This is a genomic window from Pseudomonas sp. NMI542_15 (assembly GCF_021283425.1).
GTDB lineage: Bacteria > Pseudomonadota > Gammaproteobacteria > Pseudomonadales > Pseudomonadaceae > Aquipseudomonas > Aquipseudomonas fortuita.
This window is the reverse complement of the sequence record NZ_JAJSRO010000033.1, coordinates 1-13,720: the sequence shown is the minus strand read 5'-3', so window position 1 is coordinate 13,720 and position 13,720 is coordinate 1. Positions and strand designations below refer to the sequence as shown.

General features: G+C 62.6%; 13 protein-coding genes and 2 pseudogenes. 5 read left to right on the top strand and 10 right to left on the bottom strand.

Annotated features, from left to right (window positions below):
* The first annotated feature begins 9 nt into the window (after positions 1 to 9).
* From LU684_RS28520 to LU684_RS28500, 5 genes are all read left to right on the top strand, one after another.
* Complete coding sequence (locus LU684_RS28520) at positions 10 to 981, top strand: TRAP transporter substrate-binding protein (protein WP_232895289.1); 972 nt, start codon at positions 10 to 12, stop codon at positions 979 to 981.
* 66 nt (positions 982 to 1,047) lie between these two features.
* Positions 1,048 to 1,575: a TRAP transporter small permease gene (locus tag LU684_RS28515; protein WP_003254832.1), complete on the top strand. Its 528-nt coding sequence runs from the start codon at positions 1,048 to 1,050 to the stop codon at positions 1,573 to 1,575.
* Positions 1,576 to 2,856 (top strand): TRAP transporter large permease, encoded by a 1,281-nt coding sequence (locus LU684_RS28510; protein ID WP_016488692.1) that lies wholly within the window; start codon positions 1,576 to 1,578, stop codon positions 2,854 to 2,856.
* 154 nt (positions 2,857 to 3,010) lie between these two features.
* The gene (locus tag LU684_RS28505; protein ID WP_102690351.1) at positions 3,011 to 3,934 is read left to right on the top strand and encodes an EamA family transporter; all 924 of its coding nucleotides are present in this window, start codon (positions 3,011 to 3,013) and stop codon (positions 3,932 to 3,934) included.
* Positions 3,935 to 3,958: 24 nt separating this feature from the next.
* Complete coding sequence (locus tag LU684_RS28500; RefSeq protein WP_232895288.1) at positions 3,959 to 4,828, top strand: aldose 1-epimerase; 870 nt, start codon at positions 3,959 to 3,961, stop codon at positions 4,826 to 4,828.
* 133 nt (positions 4,829 to 4,961) lie between these two features.
* Here the strand turns inward: LU684_RS28500 and LU684_RS28495 are convergent, their stop codons facing one another.
* The 10 genes and pseudogenes from LU684_RS28495 to LU684_RS30895 all read right to left on the bottom strand — a co-directional run.
* The gene (locus tag LU684_RS28495; RefSeq protein ID WP_232895287.1) at positions 4,962 to 6,257 is read right to left on the bottom strand and encodes an MFS transporter; all 1,296 of its coding nucleotides are present in this window, start codon (positions 6,255 to 6,257) and stop codon (positions 4,962 to 4,964) included.
* Between the two features lie 157 nt (positions 6,258 to 6,414).
* Complete coding sequence (locus tag LU684_RS28490; protein WP_232895285.1) at positions 6,415 to 7,311, bottom strand: LysR family transcriptional regulator; 897 nt, start codon at positions 7,309 to 7,311, stop codon at positions 6,415 to 6,417.
* 88 nt (positions 7,312 to 7,399) lie between these two features.
* Positions 7,400 to 9,436 (bottom strand): pyridoxamine 5'-phosphate oxidase family protein, encoded by a 2,037-nt coding sequence (locus LU684_RS28485; RefSeq protein ID WP_096426677.1) that lies wholly within the window; start codon positions 9,434 to 9,436, stop codon positions 7,400 to 7,402.
* A 27-nt stretch (positions 9,437 to 9,463) separates the two neighbouring features.
* Positions 9,464 to 10,093, bottom strand: coding sequence for a glutathione S-transferase family protein (locus LU684_RS28480; protein ID WP_095116712.1), 630 nt, complete (start codon positions 10,091 to 10,093; stop codon positions 9,464 to 9,466).
* 166 nt (positions 10,094 to 10,259) lie between these two features.
* Positions 10,260 to 10,811, bottom strand: a complete 552-nt coding sequence (locus tag LU684_RS28475; protein WP_016488699.1) for a UPF0149 family protein — start codon at positions 10,809 to 10,811, stop codon at positions 10,260 to 10,262.
* Positions 10,812 to 10,902: 91 nt separating this feature from the next.
* Positions 10,903 to 11,892 carry an asparaginase gene (locus LU684_RS28470; protein ID WP_191086894.1) on the bottom strand — a complete coding sequence of 330 codons (990 nt, stop codon included), beginning with the start codon at positions 11,890 to 11,892 and terminating at the stop codon, positions 10,903 to 10,905.
* Positions 11,889 to 12,128 (bottom strand): annotated as a pseudogene (locus LU684_RS28465) (hypothetical protein); the annotation flags it as partial. The pseudogene LU684_RS28465 and the gene LU684_RS28470, both read right to left, overlap by 4 nt.
* Positions 12,083 to 12,985 (bottom strand): nitrilase family protein, encoded by a 903-nt coding sequence (locus tag LU684_RS28460; RefSeq protein WP_232895284.1) that lies wholly within the window; start codon positions 12,983 to 12,985, stop codon positions 12,083 to 12,085. The pseudogene LU684_RS28465 and the gene LU684_RS28460, both read right to left, overlap by 46 nt.
* Before the next feature lie 145 nt (positions 12,986 to 13,130).
* Positions 13,131 to 13,274 (bottom strand): annotated as a pseudogene (locus LU684_RS28455) (FAD-dependent oxidoreductase); the annotation flags it as partial.
* 365 nt (positions 13,275 to 13,639) lie between these two features.
* Positions 13,640 to 13,720: hypothetical protein (locus LU684_RS30895; RefSeq protein WP_370593837.1), on the bottom strand; the 81-nt coding region annotated here is incomplete at its 5' end.

The window sequence follows — 13,720 nt, the reverse complement described above, 5'->3', positions numbered from 1 at the left end:
AGTTTCATCATGACGTTCAAACGCAAGCTACTCCTTGCCGTACTCCCGTTTGCCTTTAGCGTGGCCATGCCTGCTTCGGCACTGGACATCAAGTTCGCCGAAATTCACCCGGCCGGCTACCCGACCGTGGTCGCCGAACAGAACATGGGCAAAAAGCTCGAGCAGGCCAGTAATGGCGACATCACCTTCAAGATGTTTGCCGGCGGTGTGCTGGGTTCGGAAAAGGAAGTGATCGAACAGGCGCAGATCGGTGCCGTGCAGATGACCCGCGTCAGCCTGGGGATCGTCGGCCCGGTGGTGCCGAATGTGAACGTGTTCAACATGCCGTTCGTGTTCCGCGACCATGATCACATGCGCAAGATCATCGACGGCGAGATCGGCCAGGAAATCCTCGACAAGATCACCAACTCCGATTTCAACCTGGTAGCCCTGGCCTGGATGGACGGCGGCTCGCGCAGCATCTATACGAAGAAGCCGGTACGCAGCCTGGAAGACCTCAAGGGCATGAAAATTCGCGTACAGGGCAACCCGCTGTTCATCGACATGATGAACGCCATGGGCGGCAACGGCATCGCCATGGACACCGGGGAAATTTTCAGCGCCCTGCAAACCGGCGTGATCGATGGCGCCGAGAACAACCCGCCTACCCTGCTTGAGCACAACCACTTCCAGAGCGCCAAGTACTACACCCTGACCGGCCACCTGATCCTGCCGGAACCCGTGGTGATGTCCAAGACCACCTGGAACAAGCTCAGCCCCGAGCAGCAGGCGTTGGTGAAAAAGGTTGCACGTGAGGCGCAGATGGAAGAACGCGCGCTGTGGGATGCCAAGTCCGCCGCCAGCGAAGAGAAGCTCAAGGCCGCAGGTGTCGAGTTCATTACCGTGGACAAAAAGCCGTTCTATGACGCCACCGCTTCGGTACGCGAGAAGTACGGCGCGCCGTACGCCGACCTGATGAAGCGTATCGACGCCGTCCAGTAATACCAGCCCCTTCCAAGACGACCTCGGCAGTGCGGCGCCCGCCGCCCTGCCGCTTTGGTGATGCCTATGAAATCGCTTTTCCTGAGCGTGAACGACACGCTGTACCGCAGCTGCATCTGGATCGCGGGCCTGTCGATCCTGGCCATGACGCTGATCATCCCGTGGGGCATCTTCGCCCGCTACGTGCTGGGCACCGGCTCCAGCTGGCCAGAGCCAGTCTCGATCCTGCTGATGGTGGTGTTCACCTTCGTTGGTGCCGCCGCCAGCTATCGCGCCGGGGCGCACATGGCGGTGGGGATGATCACCGACCGGTTGCCGCCGCTGCAGCGCCAGTTGGTCGCCCTGCTGGTACAACTGCTGATGATCGTGGTGTGCGTGTTCATGACCTATTACGGCACCCGGCTGTGCATCACCACCTGGAACCAGTCGCTGGCCTCGCTGCCCGGTGTGCGGGTTGGCATGACCTACGCGCCGATCCCGGTCGGCGGCGTGCTGACGCTGGTGTTCGTGCTGGAAAAACTCCTGCTGGGCGATCAGAGCAACCGCAAGGTCGTGCGCTTTGACCTGGTCGAAGAAAACGAAGGAGCTGCATAAATGGAAGCGTTCATTCTGTTGGGCAGTTTCATCGTGCTGATTCTGATCGGTATGCCGGTGGCCTACGCCCTGGGCCTGTCGGCGCTGATCGGCGCCTGGTGGATCGACATCCCGCTGCAAGCGATGATGATCCAGGTGGCCAGTGGGGTTAACAAGTTCTCGCTGCTGGCCATTCCGTTCTTCGTGCTGGCCGGCGCAATCATGGCCGAAGGCGGCATGTCACGACGGCTGGTGGCCTTTGCCGGGGTGCTGGTGGGCTTCGTGCGTGGCGGCCTGTCGCTGGTCAACATCATGGCCTCGACCTTCTTCGGCGCAATTTCCGGCTCGTCGGTGGCCGACACCGCCTCGGTGGGCTCTGTGCTTATCCCGGAGATGGAGCGCAAAGGTTACCCGCGTGAATTCTCAACCGCCGTGACCGTCAGTGGCTCGGTGCAGGCGCTGCTGACCCCGCCCAGTCACAACTCAGTGCTGTACTCGCTGGCGGCGGGCGGCACGGTATCCATTGCCTCGCTGTTCATGGCGGGCGTGATGCCCGGCTTGCTGCTGAGCGCGGTGATGATGGGCCTGTGCCTGATCTTCGCGAAGAAGCGCAACTACCCCAAGGGCGAAGTGATCCCGCTGCGCCAGGCGTTGAAGATTGCCGGTGAGGCGCTGTGGGGCCTGATGGCCATGGTCATCATCCTCGGCGGCATCCTGTCGGGCGTGTTCACCGCGACCGAATCGGCAGCCGTGGCGGTGGTGTGGTCATTCTTCGTGACCATGTTCATCTACCGCGACTACAAGTGGCGCGACCTGCCCAAGCTGATGCACCGCACGGTACGGACCATCTCCATCGTGATGATCCTGATCGGCTTCGCCGCCAGCTTCGGCTACGTGATGACCCTGATGCAGATCCCGTCGAAGATCACCACGGCGTTCCTGACCCTGTCGGACAACCGCTATGTGATCCTGATGTGCATCAACTTCATGCTGTTGCTGCTGGGCACGGTGATGGACATGGCGCCGCTGATCCTGATCCTTACGCCGATCCTGCTGCCGGTGATTACCGGTATTGGTGTAGACCCGGTGCACTTCGGCATGATCATGCTGGTGAACCTGGGGATCGGGCTGATAACGCCACCGGTGGGCGCCGTGCTGTTCGTGGGCTCGGCCATCGGCAAGGTGAGCATCGAGTCGACGGTGAAGGCGCTGCTGCCGTTCTACCTGGCGCTGTTCCTGGTGCTGATGGCGGTGACTTACATACCGGCCATCTCCCTGTGGCTGCCTAGCGTGGTGCTGTAACTGCAATCGGGGCCGCTCTGCGCCCCATCGCCGGCAAGCCAGCTCCCACAGGATTGTGCAGCCTTCCAGCCCTGCGCAACCCCTGTGGGAGCTGGCTTGCCGGCGATGGGCTGCAAAGCAGCCCTCTGGTTCTTTCTGCAAATGGATCCTGCACATGGCTGTTCCCTCCTCGGCTGTACCTCTATTCCCGCGCAAACTGGCCATCGCCCTGCTCGCCCTGCTGGCCTGTTCATTCGCCGGCAACCACATCGCCGCGCGCATTGCCTTCGATGACGGCACCGGCGTGCTGCTGGCGATTCTCTGCCGCTCAGGCATCACCTTGCTGGTGCTGGCCTGCCTGCTGTTGTGGCAACGCCAGGCGCTGGGCCTGCCCGCAGGCACCCGGCACTGGCAACTGCTGCTCGGCCTGCTGATCGCCACCCAAAGCCTGTGCCTGTACTCGGCGGTGGCGCGCATTCCGGTAGCCCTGGCGCTGCTGGTGGGCAACACCTTCCCGATGCTGCTGGCGCTGCTCACCTGGGCGCTGGGCGGCGCTCGCCCCACGGGCCGCACCGTGCTGTTCATGGGCCTGATCCTGTGCGGCCTGGTGCTGGCGCTGGATGTGCCGGCACGCCTGGCCGACAGCAGCGTGGCCAACCCGCACTGGGTGCCTGGGGTCAGCCTGGCCTTTGGCGCCGCCTGTGCCTTTGCCTGCGCCTTGTGGATCACCGACCACAAGCTGGCCAGCGTGCGCGGCCCCGTGCGCAGCCTGCTGACCTTGCTGATCGTGTTCTCCAGCATGCTGGTTGCAGGCGCAAGCGGCGTGATGCCGTCAGGCTTGTCACTGCCGGGCAGCAGCAGTGGCTGGGTGGCTCTGGCCTGCCTGGTGGTGCTGTATGGCCTGGCCTTCACCTTGCTGTTCGTCTGCGTACCAAAGCTGAACATGGCGCAGAACGCACCGGTGATGAACGTCGAGCCCATCGCCACACTGCTGCTGGGCTGGGCCTTGCTCGACCAGCAGCTCGGCACCCTGCAATTACTCGGCGGCGCCGTGGTGGTGTGCGGCATCGTGCTGCTCACCTACCGTCGGGCCAGTTGATTGTTCATCTGAAAGGAGCCTTGAATGGCTGTGACCGAACTGCACCTGCAGGACCGCCTGACCCGCCTGAGCCTGGCTCCGGAGCTGGGCGCCAGCCTGGTCAACTGGGAAGTGAAAGCGAGCGGGCAAGCGCTGCTGCGCCATTCCGACCTGGCCGCATTGGGAAGTGGTACGCCACGACGCCTCGCCTGCTACCCGCTGGCGCCTTGGTCCAACCGTATTGCGGAGGGTGGTTTTGCCCGGCCCGAGGGTTGGCAGCCACTGGCACCGAATACCGGGCATGACCCTTATCCGATTCATGGCAGTGCCTGGCAGCAGGCCTGGCAGGTGGAGCACCACAGCGAGCGACGCGCGCGCCTGACGCTGCACAGTGAAGTGCCGTTTGCCTACCTGGCCACGCTGGACGTGCACTTGCACGAGGGGTGCCTGAACCTGGACCTGCATGTCACCCATCTGGATGAGGCGGCAACCTGGTATGGCTTGGGGTTGCACCCTTACTTTCCGCGGTATCCCGATACCCAGCTGTATGCCACGGCACGCAAGGTGTGGCTGGCCGAGCCCGGGCGTTTGCCGTCGTACCAGGCCCAGGTGCCCGAGCAGTGGTGCTTCAATGCCTTGGGCCGTTTGCCCGAGACGGTGGTCGATCACGCCTTCAGTGGCTGGCCCGGAGAGTGTGTGATCGAACAGCCAAGCGCGGGTTATCGACTGGCGTGCAGTGCCAGCGGGGCTGAGCACTTCTTGCTGTTTTGCCCGCAGGGGCAAGGTTTTTTCTGCTTTGAACCGGTAAGCCACCCGGTCAATGCGCATCACCTGCCAGGGCGGCCGGGGTTGCGGTTGTTGCAGCGGGGGGAAGGAATGAGCCTGGGGTTCAGGATGCAGTATCGACCCCTTTGATTGTGTTGCCTTGATGGGGGCTGCTGCGCAGCCCATCGCCGGCAAGCCAGCTCCCACCCGACCGGATGCGCAGTACCTGTGGGAGCCTGGCTTGCCAGCGATGGGCCGCAAAGCGGCCCCAAATTCTCACGCCTTAAGCCAATGCCTCGGTAGCCCTCACCATTGGCTTGCTGGATACATCTCCCCGCACCTCCCGCGCCACCTTCCACACCAGCACTGCCGCCACAACATCGAACGCCGCCAGCACCACGAACAGCGGGCTGTAGCCAATCTGCGTGACAAGCACCCCGAACACCAGGGTAAACGCTGCTGCCCCCAGGTAACCGCACATGCCGCCCATGCCGGTCGCCGTGGCCACCTGGTCCTTGCTGAACGAGTCGGAAGTGATGGAGTACAGCGCCCCTGACAGCGTCTGGTGGGCAAACCCGCCAATGCACAGCAACAGGATCGCCGTGTAAGGGCTTTCCACCAGGCCGATGCAGGCCGGGCCGATCATGCAACTGGCCCCAAACACCAGGACCATCTTGCGCGAGGTGAACAACGACACCTTGAAGTAGCGGTGGAACAGCGGGCTCAGATACCCACCCAGCACACAACCTATATCGGCAGCCAGGAACGGCAGCCAGGCGAACATCGCCACTTCCTTGATGTTCATGTGCCGCTCGGTCATCAGGTACAGTGGAATCCAGGCATTGAAGGTTTGCCAGGCCGGCTCGGAGAGGATCCGCGCCGATGCGATGGCGTAGAAGTTGCGCGCCTTGAAGATGCGCTTCCACGCGCCCTTCTCGCGGCTGTCCTGTTTGAAGTGCGCTTCCTGCCCGGCCAGGATGTAGTCGCGCTCCTCATCACTCAGGCGTTTCTGGTCGCGCGGGTGCTTGTACAACAGCATCCACAGCAGGGTCCAGACGATGCCGGAGACGCCAACAATCACGAATGCCAGCTGCCAGCCACTGTGCAGAATCGCCCACACCACCAGCGGCGGTGCCAGCAAGGCGCCCAGCGATGAGCCGATATTGAACCAGCCGATCGCCACCGAGCGCTCCTTGGCCGGGAACCACTCGGTGGTTGCCTTGACCCCGGCCGGCAAGCCGGCGGCTTCGGTCATGCCCAGCAGCCCGCGCATGAAGGCCATGCTCTGCCAGCCGGTGGCCAGGGCCGCGCCAGCACAGGCCAGCGACCAGGCCATGGCGAACACGGCAAAGCCCAGCTTGGTGCCAATGAAATCAATGAACCAGCCGGCTACCGGCTGCATGAGGGCGTAGCACACCTGCCAACTGGCGACGATCTTGGCGTATTGTTCGGTACTGATGGAGAGGTCGGTCATCAAGGTGGGGGCGGCCACCGAGAGGGTGTTGCGGGCGAGGTAGTTGACGACGAGCCCAGCCGTGACAAGGCTGACCATCCACCAACGGATGCCTTTCATCTTCATGGTTCACCTGAATTTCTTGTTTTTAGACTGGCGAGCGATTGGCGCGAACACCGGCAGCGGTATTTGCGACAAATTGTTTCAGGCGAAAGAGTGCCACGTCATAGGTCGTCGTACAACACTTATTATTTCTTAATGTTTCGCCCCGTGTTGTACGACCTCAGTCCAGCTGTTGGGCCCGCAGCGCCTGCGCTAGCAGGTCGATGAAGGCCCTGACCTTGGCAGAGCCGTACTTGCTCTCGCGATGCAACACATGAATCGGCCAGGGCGCCTCCTCGTACTCCGCCAGGATCACCTGCAACTGCCCACTGGCCAGCTCATCTGCCACCTGGTACGACAACAGGCGGGCAATCCCCAGCCCGCCGCTGGCGGCAGCGATCGCCCCGTCATTGCTGGTCACCGTCAGGCGCGGCTTCATGCGCACCAGGGTTGGCTCTTCAGTCACGCCAAAGCGCCAGCCGGCACGGGGCGACAGGTTGGTGGTGCCGATCACGGCATGCCCGGCCAGGTCGGAGGGATGCTTCGGCACGCCATGGCGCGCCAGGTAGTCGGGGGACGCACACAACATGCGCCGTACCCTGCCGACCCGCAACGCCTTCAACCCGGAGTCGGGCAATGGGCCGATGCGCACGGCCACGTCCATGCCCTCCTCGACCATGTTCACCACGCGGTCGAGGAAGTAGGCAGAAACATCGACGTCCGGGTACTGCTGCAGGTAGCGGACGATACACGGCATGACAAACTTCTTGCCGAACAGAATCGGGGCGGTTACTGCCAGGTCGCCTTTGGGGGTGGCGTTAATGCCGGCGGCCGCTTCGTTGGCCTCATGGATACTGGCCAGAATATGCCGGGTGTCCTCCAGGTAGCGGCCGCCAGCTTCGGTCAACCGCACACTACGGGTAATGCGCAGCAGCAACTTGACCCCAAGCTGGTCTTCCAGGGCACTGACGGCGCGGGTGACGGCGGCCGGGGAAATGTCCAGGCGCCGGGCGGCAGCGGCGAAGCTTTCCAGCTCACCTACCGCGACGAACACCTTCATCAGGTGGATCTGGTCCATGCGGGCTCCTGAATATTTGGGGTGCCGGGATTATCGGATATTCGGCTGTTCTGTGCTGCCTGCCGGCGATGAGGCCAGGACAGGCATATCAGATATCCAGCACCAGCGCCTGTACCCCCTCCTCCACCTGCGCCGGCACCGCACAACAGATCAGCACCGATCCCGCCCCCGGCAGCTCTGCCGGCGGGTTCGGATAATGCACCTGGCCGCTTACCAGCCTGGTCTTGCAGGTACCGCACGACCCACCCCGGCAACTGAACTCGGGCGCAAGCCCCCGTGCCTCGGCCAGCTCCAGCAGGGTGCCGCTGCCCGGTACCCATCGCGCTTCCTTGGCCGACGCTGCGAAGTACACGGGTACTGGCTCGCTTGCCGAGGGCGGCTGTTGCAAGGTAGGTTGGCCTGCATCCGTGTGCCGCCGCAGCGTCGACGGCCCAAAGGCTTCAGCGTGAATGCGCGCATCGGGCACATGCACCGAACGCAGCCCTTCATACAGGTCCTGAGTGAAACTGCCCGGGCCGCACAGGTAGAAATCGTAGTCGTCCAGCGCCAGCGTCGCCTTGACCTGCTCGATACCCAGCCGGCCGACAAACTCATAATCCTGCCCGACCACGGCATGGTCTTCTGGCTGACTCAGGGCGCGATGAACGTGCAGCAAGCCCCCAGCCTGTTGGCGCAGGCCCGCCAGTTCCCGCCCGAATGGCAAGTCGGCGAGGCTGCGAGCACCATGGAACAAATGAATTCGCCGTGCATGACCTTTGCGCAATTGCTCACGCAGCATGGCCAGCAACGGCGTGATCCCCACACCCGCGCCAATCAGCACAAGCGGGCGCGTACTCTGCTCATCCAGTGTGAAACTGCCCATAGGCGCGCGCACATCCAGCACATCACCTGGCTTGACGCGCTCATGCAGGTGCCGAGAGGCGGGCCCCTGCGCTTTTACGCTGATACGCAGGTAGCCATCGGACGGTGCGCTCGACAAGCTGTAGGTCCGGATCATCGCGGCCTCACCGTCGATCTGCACGTGCACCGGAATGTGTTGCCCTGGCGCAAAGGCCACACTGCTATCACTCGGCGGCTCAAGGTAGAACGAGCGGATATCGCGGCTCTCCTGCTCCACCCGCAGCACACGCCAGGCCTGCCATTGACGCTGTCGCTGGCGTTGCTGCAGGCGTGCATCTGCCTCGGCCCAGGTGCCCGTCATCAGGCTGGTCGGTGCGTACTCCTTGAACGCCCAACGCAGGGAAACCGCCGCCGGGCGCCACACTACCTGCTCCACTTCCAGCGTCCACAGCCGCTCGGCACCTTCGAAGGCCTGGATGGCCGGGCTGTCCAGCAGCACCTCGGCACGCCCGCACAGCTGCAGCACGTTGCCGTTGCTGAAGTCGATGAACAGCAAGCCGGCCCGCGGGTTCACCAACAAGTTGCCCAAGGTGTTGAAGTGCAGGTTGCCCGCGTAGTCGGGAATGATCAGCCGATTACCCTCGACCTTGACGAACCCTGGCCGGCCGCCACGGTGAGAGACATCCACAGAGCGCTGGCTGTCACCCTGCTCGACATAGCTGGCGACAAAGAACGTGTCGGCGGCCTGGATCATGCTGACGCTTTTGGCGTCCAGCGTTGTCGCATCGACACGCGCCTGGGCGGGCTCGGCGACACGGGTGTAGTCACGCAACTGGATGTACTGCGGGCAGTTGCCGAACGACTGCTCCACCCTCACCTGCAGTTGCCCTTCGGCAGCCTGGCGGATCTGCCCGTTGATGCGATTGCGCCGACGGGTGTGCAGTTCGATACCCAGCAGGCCGACCGCCTGCCCGGCTACCAGCCCCGGCGTGGCGGGGTCATCTGCTGGCAGCGTGGTGTCGATCGTCAGCACGCGAGGGTCGGGCGAACTGACGAACCCTTCCGGCCCTTCCAGCAGGGTGGCCCAAGGCCGACCCAAGGCGTCCACACTGGCGGCGACCATGAACGGCAACTGGTGATAGAAACTACGGTGCTGGTCGGGCATGTAGTCACGAATGACCTTTTGCCCGAACGCCTCCATGCGCTCTGCTACACCGGCCTTTTCCTGCAGGGTTTTCTCGCCCGCATGCCAGGGCGAGGGGCGATGGTCCGGGGGCTGTTGCATGGTGGCGTTCCTCTCGAAGGCGAGGTATCAGGCGCTGGTCTGCAGCCCGATCACAGTACGTGGCATGGGCACGAAGCCCGGCAGCGACTCGATCCGTGCCAGCCAACTGCGCACGTTGGCATAGGGCTCCAGCGACACGTTGCCTTCGGGGGCGTGGGCGATGTACGAGTAGTTGGCGATGTCGGCGATGGTGGGCGTGCTGCCCGCCAGGAATGGCGCCTTGACCAGCTCGGCGTCGATCACCTTGAGCAGGGTATGGGCACGGGCAATGACTTCGTCGGTGTTGAACGCAGCGCCGAACACGGTCACCAGGCGCGCAGCAGCGGGGCCAAAGGCCAGCGGGCCGGCAGCCACCGACAACCAGCGCTGCACACGGGCGGCGGCAGCGGGTTCTTCGGGCAACCAGGTGCCGTTGTCGTACTTTTTGGCCAGGTAGACGAGGATGGCATTGGAATCGGCGATCACCGTGCCGTTGTCATCGATGACCGGGACTTGGCCGAACGGGTTGAGGGCCAGAAAATCCGGCTGCTTGTGCGCGCCTTTGGCCAAGTCGACGAACACCAGCTCGGTGGGCAGGTTGAGCAGCGAGAGCATCAATTCGATGCGGTGGGCATGGCCAGACTTGGGGAAGTTGTAGAGCTTGATCGGGTTCGACATGGGTTTTGCTCCTGGTCAGCACCGGGATGGGCTGGTGGAGCCTATGCTGCACTGGATCGGCTGGCAGCAGAATCAGCGCGCAAGGGAAACCATAATTTCGCGGGGCGGAATAATGGTTTCCTCTGCGCAAGTACGGGCAGGCCAGCGCTAGCAAACAAACATCAGGTCAGTGCAACTTCTTGAAATGCCGGAACAATCCACGTGCAGCCTCGACCACCTGCGGAACACAGTCCTGGATATCGGCTTCGCTCATCTGGTCTAGCAGCTCGAAGTTATCTTCAAGCCCATGCAGGGAAATGGCCTTGAGCAATGGGTCCTGCTCTGGCGGCAACTCGCCCCAACCGGCAACCTGGGTGCCGCGCATATAGCCGAAGCACCACTCCTCCAGAACGATCACCGTGCCTGCCTCGCCCTCGGTTTCCTCGAACAGCGGCTCGAAATGGTCGACGTTGTCAGACAGTTCCTCATTCACCTGATTGGCATAGCGCAACATCAACGCGGTGTACGCTTCCTCGTGCGCTGGCTTCTTGAACTTCGGTACCTTGCCACCGGCCACTGCGGGCAGCCATTGCTCGGGGAAAACGGTCACCGGCGAGCTGGCCAGTGCTGTGAAAAAGCCATTGAGCTCGGCCAGGTTCAGCACGGAATAGTCGTTGCCGTAGGTGATCAACAGGTCTTCGAGACGGTCGAGTTCTTTTTCGCTGAGTACGGGGAGCATGGGTCAGAATCCTGGGAAGCAAAAGTGTGTGCACCCTAGCACAGCAAGGCCGCAAGGGCTGCCCGCGTGATACATGGCGCGGGCAGATCGGTCAGGCGTGCAACCAGTCCTGCAGCTCATGTCGCCGGTCGGTGCCGATCAGCAGCCACAGCAAGATGCGGCACTTGCGCGGGCAGAGTTGCCCGGCCATGTGCACGCCTTTTTTCTGCAGATCGATCTCTGCACCGGCAAATCCATAGGTTGCCCGGGCGGTTGGCCCATTACCTGTGCGTGTGGCCACCACTACCGGCAAGGTGGGCGCCACGTGTTCCAGCACATCGGACCAACTCGCGCTGACATGCCCAGCGCCGAAGCCGGCGATGACCAAGCCTTCATAACCCGATGTGGCCACCGCGTGCAGCAGCGCCGTGTCTGCGTCCAGGCAGGCTTCCAGCAGGGCAACGCGCTGGTCGGTGCGATGCGGTAACGGCAGCACTTCCCGGCGCCCTGGCGAATGGTGATACAGCACAGCCCCCTCCACCACTTCGCCCAATGGGCCACACCCCGGCGATTCGAATGCCGCTATCGCCATGCTGGCGGTCTTGCGAACCCTTGCCGCGCAGTGGACCTGGTCATTCATCACCACAAGCACACCTCGCCCGCAGCTGCCCGGTGCCAATGCAACCTGAGCCGCAGCCAACAGGTTGGCCGGGCCATCGTTGCCCGGCTGGCTGGCCGAGCGCATGGCACCGGTCATCACCAATGGCGCATCGAACGGCCAGAGCAGATCCAGAAAATAGGCCGTTTCCTCAAGGGTGTCGGTCCCTTGACTCACTACCACAGCCTGGGCTCCGCGCTCCACCTCGCACCGGGCCCATGCCAGCACTTGCAGCAACGTCGCGAAGGCCAGCGATGCACTCGGGACCAGGCACAGTGAAGCTACGTTCAACTGCGCCATCTCGCGCAACTGGGGGACTTTAAGCAATTGCTGCTCGCAGTCGAGGCTTGGCGTTACACCACACCCAACAGCCCCCGCCTGCATACTGACTGTGCCCCCCAGGCTGGCGATCGACAGCCTGGGCAGGCTCGAATGTTCACTCATGCTTCTCCCCCCACAAGTAACCCAACCAGAGGTACGATCCCCAAGGTGCTGATGGCCATCGATACCACGTTTCCTATGTAGCCATGCACATAAGCAGGCAAGCGCTGCGTGATCGCCACCGCCAGCGGCGGAGCCACCAGCGCACCCAGCACCGCGCTGGCCATCACCACTTGCCAGCCGCCGCCATGCGTCAGCAATGCGGCCGGGACGACCGATACGATCGGAATGTAAGTAGGGCATCGTAGAGGTCGATACGCCGGTCCCGCGGCAGGTCGTTGAGGTTGTTCCAGATCGGCGCCGAGCGTGCACTGCTCAGATCTACATCGGCATAGAGAATTTCTTCGGCCTCTGCGCTGCCCACTTCGCCGATCGGCCAGCCATTGGTACCGGCGATCAGCGAGCAACCCAGGAAGCGCCCGCCCCGCTCACGCCCGACGCGGTTCGCGGCGGCGATATAAACGTTGTTGACATGCGCTGCGGTCATGGTCAGATACGAGGCCATGCAGCGCCCTGCTTCATCGAACAAGGGTGGCGGGGTCCATACCCAGTTGTTGAGGCTGCAGATGATGTCGGCGCCTTGCCCCGCCATCAGACGCGGGACTTCCGGGAACCATATGTCCCAGCATATCAGCAGGCCGATACGGCCAATCGGCGTCTCGAATACCGGGAACCCCAGATCGCCGGGGGTGAACCAAAGTTTTTCCTGGTTCCAGAGGTGCGCCTTACGGTAGTGCCCGAGCCGGCCTTCAGGGCCAAACAGTACGGCGCTGTCGTAGAGCTTCAGCCCGTCGTGCTCGGAAAAACCTGCGGCCAGGTAAACCTGGTATTCCCTGGCGAAGTCTGCCCAGGCTTTCAGACTGGGGCCGTCCTGCAGCGTCTCTGCATGGGCATAGGCTTCGGCGCGGGAGTTGAAGGTGTAGCCGGTATTGGCCAGCTCAGGCAGCACTATCAGGTTGGCGCCTTCGCGTGCTGCGCGCCGGGCCAGTGCCAGACCATTACCCAAGTTGCGCTCACAATGCTCAAGACCGACCTGGGGGGCGTACTGGATGACAGCGATACGTACAGGGCTGACGGGGGAACAGGACTCAGACATGGCGGCTTCCTTTTTGTGATTGTTTTGGAAGGACACCAGTAAAGCGATGTTGGGCTTGGGAGGGACAGTCAGGAGGGTCCTATGGGACCGTAGGGCAATCGCATGATCGCAGTAGGACTCCCCCTACAAAATGCCCCGTACGCCGCTATTTCCCAACCTGATAATGTGGGTAGTGCTTAAGGGTAAAGCCACCATTGAATTGCGCTGAAGTGTTGGTGCAGAGGTTGATGACCGTATCAATTGCCGTGCGCAAACACGGCTCGGTCCACCCGGCGTCAACTGAGAAGGCGATATCCGACCCTGACCCGGCCATTTTCCAGCCTCTGCACCGCGCACACGGACGTATCTGTCAGCAGCCCGTCAGCTCATTTCAGAAGGTGGTCATAAAGCGAGATCCCTCCCATGCCGACGTCCAGATACAAGAAGCTTTCGTCCAGGGCCGCAAGCCCCAGATAGGCAGGTCCTTGAAACGGCAATCCCCTGCAATCTTATAGAACCAACTGTGATGTTCTGGTGTTCTCCATGAGTTGAAGAACCTGAGAATGGCCAATTGCGAGATCAGTTCAGGGGTGGTTATGCACCACCCGCCAACACCCACAGAACCGCAAGGCTCATGTGGATGCCAGCTTGAAGTTACGATGCGGGCGTTATGCCTTACACCGCCAGCGCACGCTCACGCAGCTCGCTGTTGAGGATGCGGTCGTTCTCGCTGTAATCGACCGGGCAGTCGATCAC